The organism is Streptomyces globisporus, from assembly GCF_003501885.1.
GTDB lineage: Bacteria > Actinomycetota > Actinomycetes > Streptomycetales > Streptomycetaceae > Streptomyces > Streptomyces globisporus_D.
Genome location: NZ_QWFA01000152.1, coordinates 1 through 16053, shown reverse-complemented (window position 1 = coordinate 16053; position 16053 = coordinate 1). Strand labels below are relative to the sequence as shown.

The window sequence follows — 16053 nt, the reverse complement described above, 5'->3', positions numbered from 1 at the left end:
CCGTAGCAGGCCCCCCGCGACGAGAACCCACCACCCCGCAGGCGGCCCGACGATGGCCCTCCTGCCCGCGCCCGCCCCTCTGCGGCCGCCCGGCCTCGACGACTGACCCCCTCACCGCCCCACGCCCGGAGCCCGCTCGGCGCCGGTGCGTCGGTGGCGGCTGCCCCGTCCCGGCGGCCCGGACCGCGCCGCCCAGCTCTGCCCCGCCCGTTTCAGCGGCGGGTCACCGCCCAGAACGAGATGATCATGACTGACAGGCCCGTGGCCGAGGCGCCGGACACGACCGCGCTGCTCCTGGAGACCACGTCGCTGGACGACTTCCTGCGTGCCCTCGCCCGGAGCGCCCTCGCCCTGGTGGAGGAGGCGGACGGCTGCGGCATCACGCTGGAGAGGCTGGGGCGTCCCGTCACCGTCTCCAGCGTGGGCGCCTCCGCGACGAAGCTGGACGAGGCCCAGTACGGCCAGGACGCCGGCCCGTGCCTCCAGGCGATGCGCACGGGCCGGGAGGTCAGCGTGCCCGACACGCTGCGGGAGAGCCGCTGGGCCGACTACCCCGCCTACGCCGCGGTCTGCGGCGCCCGCTCGTCGCTGTCGTTGCCGATCGCACCGCACAGCCACACGGCAGGAGCGCTGAACCTGTACGCGCCCGTCCCGCACGCCTTCGACACGGCCGACCTGACGGCGCTGAGGCTGCTCACCGCGCAGGCCACCGGCGCCATCGCCCTGGCCCAGCGCATCGCGGACACCGAGGAGTTCGCCGCGGACCTGGAGGCCGCCCTGCGCTCGCGCACCGTGATCGACCAGGCGATCGGCGTCGTGGTCGGCCAGCAGCGCTGCACCCCGGAGAAGGCTTTCGACGTCCTGCGCACGGCATCGCAGCACCGCAACATCAAACTGCGCGAACTCTGCGCCGAGTTGATCGCCAGCATCACCGGCGAGGTCCCGCCGGAGGGCCGCATCCAGCCCCGGGGCTGACACCCGGCCCCGGCCGTCGGGCCGTCAGGACGCCGGGTACGGACGGTCCGACAGCAGCCGGGCCAGGTGGACGGCGTTCGCGGCGAGCGCCTTCGTCGTCGAGGCGACGGCCTCGGGCGTCTCGTCGAGATCCTGGTAGTCGGTGCCCTGCATGGCTTCGCCGACCCAGTACGTGACGGCGCCGGGCGCCAGCGAGAAGCCGACGTCGTTCAGTCCCTGGAACGCATCGGCGCTCACCTTGTGCGCCCCGTCCTCGTTGCCGACGACGGCCACGGCCGCGACCTTCCCGTAGGTGTGCGGGCGGCCCTGGTCGTCGGTCTCGGAGGACTCGGCGTTCAGCCGCTCCAGGACCCGCTGGCAGACGCTGGAGGGGTGGCCGAGCCAGATGGGCGTGGCGATCAGCAGGATGTCGGCGGCCAGGACCTTCTCCCGCAGGGCGGGCCAGGCGTCGCCGTCGCCCATGTCCACCCCGATCCCCGGGCGGACGTCGTGGTCGGCGACCCGGACGATCTCGCCCGGCACGTCGTGCCGGGCGAACTGCGCCATGACCTGCTCGGCGAGGCGCTGACTGCTGGACGGGGCGGGCGAGGCGTTCAGGGTGCAGACGAGGGCGAGTGCGCGCATGGCGGAATGTCTCCTTCGGGCTTATGGGTGGGGGATCGGGGGGGGAGAGAGAGAGGCGCCGCTGTCAGGGCCCTTCCCGGTCGGCGCACACCCGGACGGTCTCCAGGCCGGGATCGGCGGTATCGGGCACGTTCATGCCCGCCTCCACCCCGGAGCGCAGGTAGCGCAGCAGAGGCGCGGTGATCCGTTCGCCGGGGAGCACGGCCGGGATGCCGGGCGGGTAGGGGGTCATCATCTCGGCGGCGACCCGCCCCACGGCCTTCGCCGCCGGTACGTCCTCGGTCTCCGCGAAGAAGGCGTCGCGCGGGAGGCAGACCTGATCGGGGCGGAGCTCGGCCGGGGAGGGCACCAGCACCTCGGGGGCGGGGCGCAGGGTGTGGGCGTTGCGGGACAGGTCCTCCAGCGCCGTCAGCAGCTGCCCGGCGGTGGACGCGTCGTCGGCGTGGGTGATCTGCGCGCTGATCCGGCGATGGTCGACCAGGTGCATGTCGACGCGGTGGTGGCTGCGCAGCCAGTCGGCGGCACGGTAGCCGGTGGTGCCGAGCCCTTCGATGTCGATGATCACGGGTAGCGGGTCGAACTCCGCTGCCGCGCCGGGCCCGCAGAAGTCCTTCTCCCCGTTGACGTGCATCCCGTCGATCTCCTCGATGCGCCGACGGACCGTCGCGGCGAGTTCGAGGGCGTCGGCCAGCAGGGCCCGGCCGCCCAGCGCCATCTGCCGCCGCCAGCCGTCGATTCCCGCGTAGAGCAGGACGGACGGGCTGGTCGTGCCGAGGAGGTCCGCGCGCGAGGCCAGGGTGTCGTGGTCCACCAGGTCGCCCTGGAGATGGAAGACAGAGCCCTGCTCCAGACCGCTGCCCATCTTGTGGATGCTGGTCACGCAGACGTCCGCGCCCGCGTCCATCGCCCAGGACGGCAGGTCCGGATGGAACGGCAGATGCGCGCCCCAGGCCTCGTCCACGACGAGCGGCCTGGAGCGCCGGTGGCACACGTCCGCGATCGCCCGCAGATCCGCCGCCGTCCCGTACGGGGTGGGGCTGGTGACCAGGGCGCCGCGCGCGTCCGGGTGCTCCGCGAAGGCCTTCTCGACGGTCGCCGCCGACGGTGGGTGGGCGAGATGCCGCTCCGCGTCCCACTGGGGCTCCAGCCAGACCGGCTCGACGCCCGACAGGATGAGGCCCGCGATGACGGACTTGTGGGCGTCACGGCCGACCAGCAGCTTCTGATGAGGGGCGGCGACGCTGAGCATGGCCGCCTTGACGGACAGGGAGCTGCCGCAGGTGGAGAAGAAGGTGTGCTCCGCGTGGACCGCATCGGCCATCAGCTCCTCGGCGCGCCGCAGCACGCCCGAGTTCTCCCGCCGGCTGTCGAGTCCGCCCGTGGCGAGGACGTCCCCGAGGAACACGGCGTCGCCCAGCACCGCCCGTACGGCGGGATCGGCGCCCCGGGCCTGCTTGTGGCCGGGCGGGGAGAAACCCAGCTCGCCCCGCTCGTGATAGGCGGCGAGGGCGTCGAGAACGGGTGCTTCGTGGTGGTTCCTGCTCATTCGTCACGCCTTCCCTGCTGCGGTACGGGCCAACCGGGCGCGCCGTCGGCTCAGGGAAGGGGTGTGCCGCCGGTGGCGTTCATGATCTCGCCGGTGATGAACGAGGCGTTCGCCGAGGCGAGGAAGACATAGGCCGGTGCCATCTCGGCGGGCTGTGCGGGACGGCCCAGGGGACTCTGCTTCCCGAACTCGGCCGTGTCGGGCAGCGTGGCCGGGATGAGCGGTGTCCAGACGGGGCCCGGGGCCACCGCGTTCACGCGGACGCCGTCGGCGGCGAGCATCTGGGCGAGACCCTGGGTGAAGGTGACGATCGCCCCCTTCGTCATGGCGTAGTCCAGCAGATGCGGGCTCGGCTTGTACGCCTGCACCGACGTGGTGTTGATGATCGAGCCGCCCGCCGGGATGTACGGGAGGGCAGACCTGCAGAGCCAGAACATCCCGTACAGGTTCGTGCGCACCACCCGGTCGAACTGCTCGGTCGAGATCGCGGAGATCCCGTCGGGCTGGGACATCTGGTACGCCGCGTTGTTCACCAGGATGTCGATGCGGCCGCCCTCGGACACGGCCCGTTCCACGAGCGAGCGGCACTGCTTCTCGTCCTGGATGTCGCAGGCGACCGCCACGCCCTTCCGCCCGGCCTCCTCCACCAGCCGGACGGTCTCCGCGGCCTCCTTCTCCTCCTCGGGAAGGTGGGTCAGCACCACGTCCGCGCCCTCCCGTGCGAAGGCCAGGGCCACCGCACGGCCGATGCCCGAATCCCCGCCGGTGATCAGGGCCTTGCGGTCGACGAGCAGGCCACTGCCCCGGTAGGAGTCCTCGCCGTGGTCGGGCGGGGGGTCCATGGGGCCGGTCCAGCCGGGATGCTCCTGGTCCTGCTGGGGGAAGTCCGGGCGGGGGTGGATCTGGTTCGGGTCCTGCGGCTGTTCGCCCCTCGTCATGGTGCTGCCTCTCTGCTCGGCTTCTCTGCTCGACGGTGGCCGGGGCTCCGGGTGCCCCTCTCCACCCGACCGAAACACCCCTTCGGTGACGGCGCACCCCGGGTGAGCCGTGTCTCACCCGGACTCCACGACTTGTCTATGCAACGAGTTGCATAGAAGGATCGCCTTATGGCCCTCGACCACGCGATCCTCGTCTCCCTGCTGGAGCGGCCCGGCTCCGGCTATGAGCTGGCCCGGCGGTTCGAGCGGTCCATCGGCTACTTCTGGACCGCCACCCACCAGCAGATCTACCGCGTCCTGGGCCGCATGGTCGCCGACGGCCTCCTCCTGGTCCGCGAGGTGGAGCAGCAGGGGCGGCCGGACAAGAAGGAGTACTCCGTCACCGGGCCCGGCCGGGCCGCCCTCGCCGCGTGGCTGCACAAGCCGATCGAGCCGGAGAGCCTGCGGCACGATCTCGCCGTGAAGATCCGGGGTGCGGCCTTCGACGACCCGGCTGCCCTGATCGACGAGGTCGAGCGCCACCGCCAGACGCACCGCGACCGGCTCGCGCACTACCTCGCCGGGGAGCTGCGCGACTTCACCGGGCCCGAAGCCCCCGCGCCGCAGGACGCCGGTCAGGAACTCCAGCACGTCGTGCTGCGGGGCGGTATCGCGTACGAGCGCATGACGATCGCCTGGCTCGACGACGTACTCGCCACGCTCCACCGGCTCGACACCGCGGGCCCAGGCACCTGAACGGCGCGCCGCCCGCCACCCCCGTACCACCGAAGAAACCCTCATCCTCCCGGAAGGCACCCGCCATGGCCGAGTCCGCGTCGCTCCTCCTCAACCCGCGCACGTACGACCCCGAGCACTTCGACCCGGAGACCCGCAGGTTGCTCCGCGCGACCGTCGACTGGTTCGAGGCGCGCGGCAAGCGCCGGCTGATCGAGGACTACCGCTCCCGCGCCTGGCTCGGCGACTTCCTCGACTTCGCCGCGAAGGAGGGCCTGTTCGCCACCTTCCTCACCCCCGCCTCCGCCGCGGGGAAGGACGACCAGCGCTGGGACACCGCCCGGATCGCCGCCCTCAACGAGATCTTCGGCTTCTACGGCCTCGACTACTGGTACGCCTGGCAGGTGACCATCCTCGGTCTCGGCCCGGTCTGGCAGAGCGACAACGCCGAGGCCCGCGCCCGGGCGGCCGAACTCCTCGCCCGGGGTGAGGTGTTCGCCTTCGGTCTCTCCGAGAAGACCCACGGCGCCGACATCTACTCCACCGACATGCTGCTGACGCCGGACGGCGAGGGCGGCTTCCGGGCCTCCGGCTCCAAGTACTACATCGGCAACGGCAACGCCGCCGGTCTCGTCTCCGTCTTCGGCCGCCGCACCGACGTCGAGGGCCCCGACGGTTATGTCTTCTTCGCCGCCGACAGCCGGCACGAGGCGTACCAGCTGGTGAAGAACGTCGTCGACTCCTCCAAGTACGTCAGCGAGTTCCGCCTGGAGAACTATCCGGTCGCGCCCGCCGACATCCTGCACACCGGCCGCGCCGCCTTCGACGCCGCGCTCAACACCGTCAACGTCGGCAAGTTCAACCTCTGCACCGCCTCCATCGGCATCTGCGAGCACGCGATGTACGAGGCGGTCACCCACGCGAGCAACCGCATCCTCTACGGGCGCCCCGTCACCGCCTTCCCGCACGTGCGCCGCGAGCTGACCGACGCCTACGTCCGGCTCGTCGGGATGAAGCTGTTCAGCGACCGCGCCGTCGACTACTTCCGCTCCGCCGGGCCCGACGACCGCCGCTACCTCCTCTTCAACCCGATGACGAAGATGAAGGTGACCACGGAGGGCGAGAAGGTCATCGACCTCATGTGGGACGTCATCGCCGCCAAGGGCTTCGAGAAGGACAACTACTTCGCCCAGGCCGCCGTCGAGATCCGGGGCCTGCCGAAGCTGGAGGGCACGGTCCACGTGAACCTCGCGCTGATCCTGAAGTTCATGCACAACCACCTGCTGAACCCGGTCGACCACCCGGCCGTCCCGACCCGCCTCGACGCGGCCGACGACGCGTTCCTCTTCCAGCAGGGACCGGCGCGCGGCCTCGGCTCCGTACGCTTCCACGACTGGCGCACCGCGTTCGACGCGTACGCCGAGGTGCCGAACGTCGCCCGCTTCCGCGAGCAGGCCGACGCCCTGTGCACGTTCGTCGAGACGGCCGCTCCCGACGAGGAGCAGAGCCGTGACCTCGACCTCCTCCTCGCCGTCGGCCAGCTCTTCGCCCTCGTCGTCCACGGCCAGCTGATCCTGGAGCAGGCCCGGCTGACCGGCCTGGACGAGGAACTGCTGGACGAACTGTTCGCCGTCCTCGTCCGCGACTTCTCCGCGCACGCCGTCGAGCTGCACGGCAAGGACTCCGCCACCGAGGACCAGCAGAACTGGGCGCTGGGCGCGGTCCGCCGGCCGGTCGTCGACGCGGCCCGTTCGGCGCGGATCTGGGAGCAGGTCGAGGCGCTCTCGGGGGCGTACGAGATGGGGCAGTAGTCCGCCCCGGGCGGGGCGGCACCGGGGGGCCGCTCCGTTTGCGGGGTGGTGGACATCGCGTTTGAGTGGGAGGGCCCCCTCGCCTTCCCTGGAGCAGACATGTCGATGGCGTTCGGTTCACCCCTCGGTCCGTCCGATCCGTTCAGCGATCTGCTGAACCGGTTCTTCGGTATGTCGCCCGCCTCCTCGCCCCCCGCGATGCAGCGCGTCCCCATCGGGCGGCTGCTGACGGAGTCCTCCCACGAGCTGCTGGGCCGCGCGACGAGCAAGGCGGCCGAGGACGGCACCGCGGACCTCGACACCGAGCACCTGCTGTGGGCGGCGACCCAGGTCGAACCCTCGCGCGGGCTGCTGTCCCGCGCGGGGGTCGACCCCGACGCGCTCGCCGCGCAGCTCGACGAGGTGCTGCCCCGGGAGTCCGCCGAGCCGTCCGCCGAGCCCGGCCTCACCCCGGCGGCGAAGCGGACCCTCACCGCCGCCTACGCCCGCTCGCAGGCGGCCGGGGTGTCCTACATCGGCCCCGAGCACATCCTCGGCGCGCTCATCGACGACGCGGACTCCGGGGCCGGGCGGTTCCTGGGGTCGGACGACCTCGACGTGGGCAAGCTGCGCGGCGCGGCCGACCGGGCCGGGGGCCCGGACGGGGCCACCGGCGCGGCCAAGCAGCCCGCGACGACCCTGGACGAGTTCGGCCGGGACCTCACGGAGGAGGCGAAGGCGGGGAAGCTCGACCCCGTGGTCGGGCGGGCCGAGGAGATCGAGCAGACCATCGAGATCCTCTCGCGGCGCTCCAAGAACAACCCCGTCCTCATCGGCGAGCCCGGCGTGGGCAAGACCGCCATCGTCGAGGGCCTGGCCCAGAGCATCGTCGCGGGCGAGGTCCCCGACACCCTCAAAAACAAGCGGGTCGTCTCCCTGGACCTGTCCGGCATGGTCGCCGGAGCCCAGTACCGGGGGCAGTTCGAGGAGCGGCTGAAGAAGGTCATCGAGGACGTGCAGAAGGCCGAGGGGGAGATCATCCTCTTCATCGACGAACTCCACACGGTCGTCGGCGCCGGCGCCACCGGCGAGGGCTCCATGGACGCGGGCAACATGCTCAAGCCCGCCCTCGCCCGCGGTGAACTGCACGTCGTCGGCGCGACGACGATCGACGAGTACCGCAAGCACATCGAGAAGGACGCCGCCCTGGAGCGCCGCTTCCAGCCCGTCCTGGTCCCGGAGCCCACCGTCGAGGAGACCGTACAGATCCTCGAAGGGCTGCGGGACGCCTACGAGGCCCACCACCAGGTCCGCTTCGCCGACGGAGCCCTCACGGCGGCCGCCGAGCTGTCCGACCGCTACATCAGCGACCGCTTCCTGCCCGACAAGGCCATCGACCTGATGGACCAGGCCGGGGCCCGCGTACGGCTGCGCAGCGCGAACCGCTCCACCGAGGTCGTCAGCCGCGAGGACCGCCTCGCCAAGCTGCGGCGCGAGAAGGACGAGGCCGTCGCCGGCGAGGAGTTCGAGAAGGCGTCCGGGCTGAAGCGGCAGATCGCCGAGGTGGAGGGCGAACTCGCCGGGATCGAGGAGCGCCGCGAGGGCGTCGTCTCGGTCACCGCCTCCGACATCGCCGACATCGTCTCCCGCCGCACCGGCATCCCGGTCTCCCAGCTCACCGCCGGCGAGAAGGAGAAGCTCCTCAAACTGGAGGAGGAGATGCACGCCCGGATCGTCGGCCAGGACGAGGCCGTCACCGCGGTCTCCGAAGCCGTACGCCGCAACCGCGCCGGCATGGGCGACCCGAACCGGCCCGTCGGCTCGTTCCTCTTCCTCGGCCCCACCGGCGTCGGCAAGACGGAACTGGCCAAGACGCTCGCCGAGCTGCTGTTCGGCCAGGACGACCGCATGATCCGCTTCGACATGAGCGAGTTCCAGGAGAAGCACACGGTCGCCCGGCTCGTCGGAGCCCCTCCCGGATACGTCGGTTACGACGAGGCCGGCCAGCTCACCGAGAAGGTGCGGCGCAGCCCCTACAGCGTCGTCCTGTTCGACGAGGTCGAGAAGGCGCACCCCGACGTCTTCAACACGCTGCTCCAGATCCTCGACGACGGCCGCCTCACCGACGGACAGGGCCGCACCGTCGACTTCCGGCACTGCGTCGTCATCATGACGTCCAACATCGGCGCCCACCGCATCCTCGCCCACGAGGGCGACGCCGCCGAGCTCAAGGACGAGCTGATGGAGGACCTGCGCGGCCGGTTCCTCCCCGAGTTCCTCAACCGCATCGACGACATCATCGTCTTCCACAGCCTCACCGAGGACGACCTGTCCGAGATCGTCGACCACCTCCTGGACCGCAGCAAGCACCGCGTCCACGCCCAGGGCATGACCCTGGAGGTCACCGAGGCGGCGAAGAAACTCCTGGTCGCCCACGGCTACCAGCCGGAGTTCGGCGCCCGCCCGCTGCGCCGCACGATCCAGACGGAACTGGACAACCGCGTCGCCTCCCTGCTGCTCGGCGGCGAAGCGGACCCCGGGGACACGATCGTCGCCGACGTGGTCGACGACTCCCTGCACTGCACCATCCGCAAGGGCGACGGCGCCGGGGACGCCCCCGCCGCCGACACCCCCGACGGCGAGGAGTGAGCGATGTCCCATCACCACCACAAGTCGAACGAAGAGGTCGAGGGCGACCCGGACACCGGCCACAGCCGCGGGATGCCCCGTCGCCCGGACGAGAAGCGACTCGACGAGCGTCTGGAGGAGGACCGCGAGGAAATGGGCCTCGCCCCTGACGGGGAGAACCGGAAGAAGAAGACCGACTAGGGACCCGGCCCTGTCCCGGCGAAGCCCCTCAGGGGCTGGCCGAGAAGGCTCTCAGTCCTCCGGCAGTCGCTCCAGCGCGGCCGCCACATCCGTCTGGCCCGCGATCTCCCGCAGAGCGCGGGCCAGCACGGATCCCGGCTCCCGGGCGACGGTCACCAGACCGACCGGCACCGCCCGGGCCGGCTCGACCAGCGGCACCGCCCGCATCCCGTGCGGCACACCGAAGACATGCAGCCAGGTGTGCGGCACGACGCTCGCCCACCGGCCCGTGCGGACATGGGCGAAGAGCGTCGCCACCGAGTCCGTCTCGACCCGGGGCGACGGCCGCACCCCGGCCTCCGTGAACACCTCGTCCAGCACCCGGCGCCCCTGCATCGCCTCCGTGAGCAGACACAGGGGAAGCCGCGCGGCCTCCGCCCAGGTCGCCGCCGTCCGGCGGGCGGGGGCGTCGGCGGCACCGGTGAGCAGCACGTACCGCTCCTCGTACAGCGGCACCGTCCGGTACTGCTCCCCGAGGTCCGCGTCCAGATAGGTGATTCCGGCGTCGATCTCGAAGTCCCGCAGCTGCCGGAGCACGTCCGTGGACTGGAGGTCCCCTATGACCTCCACCGTGACCAGCGGATGCGCCAGACAGAAGGGGGCGGTCAGCAGCGCGACCGTCCCGGACGCCGTCGGGACCGACCCGATGCGCATCCGCCCGCTGAGCCCGGTACGCAAGTGGCCCGCCTCGCTCGTGAGGGCGTCCCGGTCCGCCAGGATCCGCTGCGCCCACACGACGATCCGTTCGCCCTCGGGGGTGAGCCCTTCGTACTTGCGGCCGCGCAGCACCAGGGGGACGTCGAGCTCGTCCTCCAGCTTGCGGACCGCCTCGGAGAGCGCGGGCTGGGAGACGTGACAGGCCTGGGCGGCGCGGGCGAAGTGACGCTCGCGGGAGAGGGCCACCAGGTACTCGAGTTGACGGAACAGCACCCCACGGGTCTACCGGACGGCCTCACGGAACGCCAATCGCCCCACCGGGCCCGAGCCACGGCCCGACGCCGTCTCAGACCTCCGGCGCCGGGTGGTGGACCCGCTCGTCGCCCGCGTACACGTTCATGGAGGCGCCACGCAGGAACCCCACCAGCGTCAGACCGCTGTCCGCGGCTAGGTCGGCCGCGAGCGAGGACGGCGCCGAGACCGCCGCGAGCAGGGGGATCCCCGCCATCACCGCCTTCTGCACCAGCTCGAACGAGGCCCGGCCGCTCACCATCAGGACCGACCCGCGCAACGGAAGAAGCCCCGAGCGCAGGGCGTGGCCGACGACCTTGTCCACCGCGTTGTGCCGCCCGACGTCCTCCCGCAGACACACCAGCTCGCCGTCGGCCGTGAAGAGCCCCGCGGCGTGCAGACCGCCGGTGGCGTCGAACACCCGCTGGGACGCCCGCAGCCGGGCCGGAAGGGCCGCCAGCGCATCCGTACCGATACGCAGCGGGTCCTCGGCGACCGACCAGGCGGCCGTCGTACGCACCGCGTCCAGCCCGGCCTTGCCGCACAGACCGCACGAGGACGTCGTGTAGAAGTTGCGCTCCAGCGACGGGTCGGGGGCCGCCACGCCGGGGGCCAGGGCGACGTCGGCCACGTTGTACGAGTTGCCGCCGTCGGCCGTGGCGCCGGCGCAGTAGCGGATCCCGGCCACGTCCTCGGCGCGGTGCAGCACACCCTCGCCGACGAGGAAGCCGGCCGCGAGGTCGAAGTCGTCGCCGGGCGTGCGCATGGTCACCGCCAGCGGGCGCCCGCCGACCCGGATCTCCATCGGCTCCTCGGCGGCCAGGGTGTCCGGGCGGTACGAGGAGTGCCCTTCCCGTACGCGCAGGACACGCCGCCGTGCGGTCACCCGGCCCATGGCTCGCTCCTCTCCTCGCCCGCGCCGGAGGTACGTTCGAGGCGGACCACCACACCCTTGGATGTCGGGCAGTTGCTGATGTCGGCGACGCTGTCCAGCGGCACCAGGACGTTGGTCTCCGGGTAGTACGCCGCCGCCGAACCACGGCTCGCCGGGTACGCCACGACCCGGAATTTCTCCGCGCGGCGCTCCCGTCCGTCGTGCCAGACGCTCACCAGGTCCACGGTGTCCCGGTCGGCGAGCCCGAGTTCCGCCAGATCGGCGGGGTTCACGAGGACGACCCGGCGGGCGTCGTGAATGCCCCGGTAGCGGTCGTTCGGCGCGTACCAGACGGTGTTCCACTGGTCGTGCGAGCGCAGGGTCTGCAACAGCAGGTGCCCCTCGGGGACCTGCGGCATGGTGAAGTCGTTGCAGGTGAAGACGGCCTTGCCGCTCGGCGTCGGGAAGACCCCCTGGTTCACCGGATTGGGCAGGGTGAAGCCGCCGGGCTCGGCCACCCGCGCGTTGAAGTCCTCGAAGCCGGGGACCACCCGGGATATCCGGTCGCGGATGGTGCCGTAGTCCGTCTCGAACAGCTCCCAGGGGATCTCCGGCTCATCGCCCAGTGTCAGCCGGGCGAGCCTGGCGATGATCGCGACCTCGCTCAGCAGGTGCGGGGAGGCGGGTGGCAGCTTTCCCCGGGAGGCGTGGACGTCGCTCATGGAGTCCTCGACGGTCACGAACTGCTCGCCGGTGGCCTGCACGTCCCGGTCGCTGCGGCCGAGGGTCGGCAGGATGAGGGCGGTGTCGCCGCAGACCGTGTGGGAGCGGTTGAGCTTGGTGGAGATGTGCGCCGTGAGGCGGCAGGTGCGCATCGCGGCCTCGGTGACCGCGCTGTCGGGCGTCGCCCGGACGAAATTGCCCGCGACGCCCAGGAACACCTTCGCTCGCCCCTCGTCCATGGCCCGGATGCTGTTCACCGCGTCCAGACCGTGGTGGGCGGGAGGCGTGAAGCCGAACTCCGCCTCCAGCGCGTCGAGGAACTCCTGCGGCATCTGCTCCCACACGCCCATCGTGCGGTCGCCCTGGACGTTGCTGTGCCCGCGCACCGGGCAGACACCCGCACCGGGCCTGCCGATGTTGCCCCGGGCCAGCAGGAAGTTGACGACCTCGCGGATCGTCGGCACCCCGTGCTTGTGCTGGGTGAGCCCCATCGCCCAGCACACGATGACCTTCTCGCTGCTCAGGACCCGCTCGAACACCTCCTGGATCTCCTCGCGGGCCAGCCCGGTCGCCGTCAGGACGTCCGCCCAGTCGGTCTTCCGGGCGTGCGCGGCGAAGTCCTCGAAGCCGGTGGTGTGCGCACGGATGAACGCGTGGTCCAGCACGGTGCCGGGCGCGGCGTCCTCGGCCTCCAGGAGCAGCAGGTTCAGCGCCTGGAACAGGGCGAGGTCACCGCCCGCGCGGATGTGCAGGAACTGGTCGGCGATCGGTGTGCCCCGGCCGATCAGACCCCGGGCCTTCTGCGGGTGCTTGAACCGCATCAGCCCCGCCTCGGGCAGGGTGTTGACCGCGACGACCTGACCGCCGTTGCGCTTGGTCTCCTCCAGCGCCGAGAGCATCCGGGGGTGGTTGGTACCCGGGTTCTGCCCCACGACGAAGATCAGGTCGGCGTGGTGGATGTCGTCGAGGGAGACGCTGCCCTTGCCGATGCCCAGCGTCTGCGACATCGCGGACCCGCTGGACTCGTGGCACATGTTCGAGCAGTCCGGCAGGTTGTTCGTGCCGTACGCGCGGGCGAAGAGCTGGAGGAGGAACGCGGCCTCGTTGTTCAGCCGGCCCGAGACGTAGAAGAGGGCCTCGTCGGGGGAGTCCAGGCCCCGCAGCTCCCCGGCGAGCAGACCCAGCGCCTCGTCCCAGCCGATCGGCTCGTAATGGGTCCCGCCGGGGCGCTTCACCATGGGCTCGGTCAGCCGGCCCTGCTGGTTCAGCCAGTAGTCGGACGCCCCGTCGAGCTCGGCGATCGCGTGTTCGCGGAAGAACTCCCGGGTGACGCGCCGCGAGGTCGCCTCGTCGTTGATGTGCTTGGCGCCGTTCTCGCAGTACTCGTTCATGTGCCGCTTGCCGGGCGCCGGTTCGGGCCACGCGCAGCCGGGGCAGTCGATGCCCTTGGGCTGGTTGATGTTGAGCAGCGTCAGCGCGGTGCGACGCGGAGACGTCTGGCCCAGGGAGTACTCCAACGCGTGGGTCACCGCGGGCAGACCCGTCGCCCAGGTCTTGGGCGGGGTGACCCGCAGATCGTCGCTCGGGTCGCCCTCGATGCGGCTGCTCATGACGGAATGCGCCTCTATTTCTCTGCGTCGGGGCCTTCAGGCCGTTCGTCACGGGGATGGCGCGTCGAATATCCGCCTGTCCCCCGAGGGAAGTCAAAGAGGTGAATTCGATGAACTGAGAGGTCTGGCCTATCGCTGTGTATGTACAGGTCAGGGTGGTTGCTCAGAGAGGGTTGGAGGTATTTTCCGGATCCGATCGGCGGCGCCGATCACCTGAGAGAGAAAGCCTCTTTGACTTCATCCCGCAAGCCCCCGAAAGTGGTCGGCGGGTGAGAAAAGCGTGACTGCCCCCGGGCAGAGGAAGAAGGCCGCCCCGTGTCCCGACCGCTCCTCGACGGGCCCGCCCCGTCCCCGCTGACGGACCGGTTCGGCCGGGTCCACACCGACCTGCGGGTCTCGCTCACCGACCGCTGCAATCTGCGCTGCACCTACTGCATGCCCGCCGAGGGCCTCGACTGGCTGCCCCGCCCCGAACTGCTCACCGACGACGAGGTGGTTCGCCTCGTCAGCGTAGCCACCCGCCGTCTGGGCATCACCGAGGTACGGCTCACCGGCGGCGAACCGTTGCTGCGCCGGGGCCTGCCCGGGCTCGTCGCCCGGCTGCACGCCCTGCCCCAAGCCCCCGAACTGTCCCTCACCACCAACGGCATCGGCCTGGCGCGCAGTGCCGCGGCGCTCCGCGACGCCGGGCTGAGCCGGGTCAACGTCAGCCTGGACACCCTGCGTCCCGAGCGGTTCACCGCGATCACCCGGCGCGACCGGCTCGCCGACGTCCTGGCCGGACTGCGCGCAGCCCGCACGGCCGGCCTCACGCCCGTCAAGGTCAACACGGTTCCGCTGCGCGGGGTCAACGACGACGAGATCGCCGAACTCGCCGCGTTCGCCGTCGAACACGGCTACCGGGCGCGGTTCATCGAGTCGATGCCCCTGGACGCGCAGGGCGCCTGGGACCGGGAGCGGATGGTCACCGCCGAGGAGATCCTCGACCGCCTCGGCGAGCGGTTCGACCTCGTCCCGGTGGGCCGACGCGACAACGCGCCCGCCGAGGAGTGGCGGATCGCCGGCACGGACACGGTGGTGGGCGTCATCGCCAGCGTCACCCGCCCGTTCTGCGGCGGCTGCGACCGGGTGCGGCTCACCGCCGACGGGCAGCTGCGCAACTGCCTCTTCGCCACCGGGGAGTCGGACCTGAGGGCCCTGCTGCGGGACGGCGCCGAGGACACGGAGATCGAGGCGGCCTGGCGCCACTGCATCGCCGGGAAAAGCCCGGGCCACGCCATCGACAGCCCGGAGTTCCGCCGCCCGGAGCGTCCGATGTCCGCCATCGGCGGCTGACACCCGCACACGAGGAAGACGAGGGAGCACACATGACCGCGGGACCCCTGACCACGGACTGGGAGAAGGCGCGGGCGGCCGCCCGCGCCGTACCGTCCCTGCCGCCCGTCGCCCGCGATCTCGCCGACGCGCTCGGCCACGCCCTCGCGGAGCCGCTGACGGCACTCACCGACCTGCCGCCGTTCGACACCTCCGCCATGGACGGCTGGGCCGTGGCCGGACCGGGGCCCTGGCGCCTTGAGGGCCGCGGTGTCCTGGCCGGTGGGCAGCCCGATCCGCTGCGTCCCGGGGCCGCCGTCCCCATCGCCACCGGCGCCCGTCTGCCCGAGGGCGCCGACGCCGTACTCCGCCGGGAGGACGGGGAGGCCGACGCCGGGGGAGGCCTGCTGCTCGACCGCTCCCCGAGCCCCGGGCCCCCGGCGTCGGGCCGTGACATCAGGCCGCGCGGCCAGGAGTGCCGTGCGGATGACCCCCTCCTCCCCGCCGGGACGAGCGTGACCCCCACCGTCCTCGGCCTGGCGGCGGCCGCCGGTTACGACCGGCTCACCGTGCACCGCCGCCCCCGCGTCGACCTGCTCGTCCTCGGCGACGAACTGCTGGAGACGGGGCTGCCCCGGGACGGCCGGATACGCGACGCCCTCGGCCCGCTCCTGCCGTCCTGGCTGAGCGGGCAGGGCGCGGNCCCGGCTCCTCGTCGACTCCGTCGCCGTACGGCCCGGCCACCCCATGCTGCTCGCCGAACTGCCGCCCGGCGCCGACGGGCGGGCCAGGCATCTGGTGGGGCTGCCCGGCAATCCGCTGGCCGCCGTCGCCGGCGCGGTGACCCTCGCCGTACCGCTGCTGCGCCGCCTCGGCGGGCACGTGGCCACCGGTCCGCCCGACGCGGTCTGCGCGGCCGCGCTGCCGGGGCACCCGCGCGACACCCGGCTGCTGCCGGTCCGCCGCATCGGGCGGGCGGTGGCGCCGCTCCCGTTCGACGGGCCGGCGATGCTGCGCGGTCTCGCCCTAGCCGACGGGCTCGCGGTGGTGCCGCCCGGCGGCGCGGAGGCCGGAGCCGTCGTCGAGATCCTCGACGTACCCCGGCCCTGACCGTCCCCTGGCCCCGATC

At 72.1% G+C, this 16053-nt stretch carries 12 protein-coding genes and 1 pseudogene; 7 read left to right on the top strand and 6 right to left on the bottom strand.

What is annotated here, in order from left to right:
* Positions 1 to 246: 246 nt before the first annotated feature.
* Complete coding sequence (locus D3105_RS24680) at positions 247 to 975, top strand: GAF and ANTAR domain-containing protein (protein ID WP_412080982.1); 729 nt, start codon at positions 247 to 249, stop codon at positions 973 to 975.
* A 24-nt stretch (positions 976 to 999) separates the two neighbouring features.
* Here D3105_RS24680 and D3105_RS24675 read toward each other — a convergent pair whose 3' ends face one another.
* From D3105_RS24675 to D3105_RS24665, 3 genes are all read right to left on the bottom strand, one after another.
* Positions 1000 to 1599 carry a flavodoxin family protein gene (locus D3105_RS24675; protein WP_118905234.1) on the bottom strand — a complete coding sequence of 200 codons (600 nt, stop codon included), beginning with the start codon at positions 1597 to 1599 and terminating at the stop codon, positions 1000 to 1002.
* A 64-nt stretch (positions 1600 to 1663) separates the two neighbouring features.
* Positions 1664 to 3145, bottom strand: a complete 1482-nt coding sequence (locus D3105_RS24670) for an aminotransferase class I/II-fold pyridoxal phosphate-dependent enzyme (protein ID WP_118905233.1) — start codon at positions 3143 to 3145, stop codon at positions 1664 to 1666.
* Between the two features lie 50 nt (positions 3146 to 3195).
* Positions 3196 to 4083 carry an SDR family oxidoreductase gene (locus D3105_RS24665; RefSeq protein ID WP_118905232.1) on the bottom strand — a complete coding sequence of 296 codons (888 nt, stop codon included), beginning with the start codon at positions 4081 to 4083 and terminating at the stop codon, positions 3196 to 3198.
* Positions 4084 to 4251: 168 nt separating this feature from the next.
* Here D3105_RS24665 and D3105_RS24660 point away from each other — a divergent pair, with 168 nt between their 5' ends.
* The 4 genes from D3105_RS24660 to D3105_RS34685 all read left to right on the top strand — a co-directional run bounded on the left by D3105_RS24660 (position 4252) and on the right by D3105_RS34685 (position 9416).
* The gene (locus tag D3105_RS24660) at positions 4252 to 4818 is read left to right on the top strand and encodes a PadR family transcriptional regulator (RefSeq protein ID WP_118905231.1); all 567 of its coding nucleotides are present in this window, start codon (positions 4252 to 4254) and stop codon (positions 4816 to 4818) included.
* Between the two features lie 65 nt (positions 4819 to 4883).
* A complete protein-coding gene (locus D3105_RS24655) occupies positions 4884 to 6608 on the top strand; it encodes an acyl-CoA dehydrogenase family protein (RefSeq protein ID WP_118905230.1) in 1725 nt (574 codons plus the stop codon).
* A gap of 99 nt (positions 6609 to 6707) precedes the next feature.
* On the top strand, positions 6708 to 9236 hold the full coding sequence (locus tag D3105_RS24650; RefSeq protein WP_118905229.1) for an ATP-dependent Clp protease ATP-binding subunit: 2529 nt from the start codon (positions 6708 to 6710) through the stop codon (positions 9234 to 9236).
* Positions 9237 to 9239: 3 nt separating this feature from the next.
* Positions 9240 to 9416, top strand: coding sequence for a hypothetical protein (locus tag D3105_RS34685; protein WP_165891073.1), 177 nt, complete (start codon positions 9240 to 9242; stop codon positions 9414 to 9416).
* Positions 9417 to 9467: 51 nt separating this feature from the next.
* Here the strand turns inward: D3105_RS34685 and D3105_RS24645 are convergent, their stop codons facing one another.
* The 3 genes from D3105_RS24645 to D3105_RS24635 all read right to left on the bottom strand — a co-directional run bounded on the left by D3105_RS24645 (position 9468) and on the right by D3105_RS24635 (position 13610).
* On the bottom strand, positions 9468 to 10385 hold the full coding sequence (locus D3105_RS24645) for a LysR family transcriptional regulator (protein WP_118905228.1): 918 nt from the start codon (positions 10383 to 10385) through the stop codon (positions 9468 to 9470).
* A 73-nt stretch (positions 10386 to 10458) separates the two neighbouring features.
* Complete coding sequence (gene fdhD, locus D3105_RS24640) at positions 10459 to 11298, bottom strand: formate dehydrogenase accessory sulfurtransferase FdhD (RefSeq protein WP_118905227.1); 840 nt, start codon at positions 11296 to 11298, stop codon at positions 10459 to 10461.
* Positions 11286 to 13610, bottom strand: a complete 2325-nt coding sequence (locus tag D3105_RS24635; RefSeq protein WP_118905226.1) for an FdhF/YdeP family oxidoreductase — start codon at positions 13608 to 13610, stop codon at positions 11286 to 11288. Before D3105_RS24635 ends, fdhD begins: the two co-directional genes overlap by 13 nt.
* 315 nt (positions 13611 to 13925) lie before the next feature.
* Between D3105_RS24635 and moaA the strand changes: the two genes are divergently transcribed.
* On the top strand, positions 13926 to 14945 hold the full coding sequence (gene moaA / locus D3105_RS24630; RefSeq protein ID WP_118905225.1) for a GTP 3',8-cyclase MoaA: 1020 nt from the start codon (positions 13926 to 13928) through the stop codon (positions 14943 to 14945).
* A gap of 32 nt (positions 14946 to 14977) precedes the next feature.
* A pseudogene (locus tag D3105_RS24625) lies at positions 14978 to 16034 on the top strand (molybdopterin molybdotransferase MoeA).
* Positions 16035 to 16053 lie beyond the last annotated feature (19 nt).

Coding starts and splice junctions, on each gene's coding strand:
- D3105_RS24660 (WP_118905231.1), top strand. CDS start 4,252: ATGGCCCTCGACCACGCGATCCTCGTCTCCCTGCTGGAGCGGCCCGGC.
- fdhD (WP_118905227.1), bottom strand. CDS start 11,298: ATGGGCCGGGTGACCGCACGGCGGCGTGTCCTGCGCGTACGGGAAGGG.
- D3105_RS34685 (WP_165891073.1), top strand. CDS start 9,240: ATGTCCCATCACCACCACAAGTCGAACGAAGAGGTCGAGGGCGACCCG.
- D3105_RS24680 (WP_412080982.1), top strand. CDS start 247: ATGACTGACAGGCCCGTGGCCGAGGCGCCGGACACGACCGCGCTGCTC.
- D3105_RS24670 (WP_118905233.1), bottom strand. CDS start 3,145: ATGAGCAGGAACCACCACGAAGCACCCGTTCTCGACGCCCTCGCCGCC.
- D3105_RS24665 (WP_118905232.1), bottom strand. CDS start 4,083: ATGACGAGGGGCGAACAGCCGCAGGACCCGAACCAGATCCACCCCCGC.
- D3105_RS24635 (WP_118905226.1), bottom strand. CDS start 13,610: ATGAGCAGCCGCATCGAGGGCGACCCGAGCGACGATCTGCGGGTCACC.
- D3105_RS24675 (WP_118905234.1), bottom strand. CDS start 1,599: ATGCGCGCACTCGCCCTCGTCTGCACCCTGAACGCCTCGCCCGCCCCG.
- D3105_RS24655 (WP_118905230.1), top strand. CDS start 4,884: ATGGCCGAGTCCGCGTCGCTCCTCCTCAACCCGCGCACGTACGACCCC.
- D3105_RS24650 (WP_118905229.1), top strand. CDS start 6,708: ATGTCGATGGCGTTCGGTTCACCCCTCGGTCCGTCCGATCCGTTCAGC.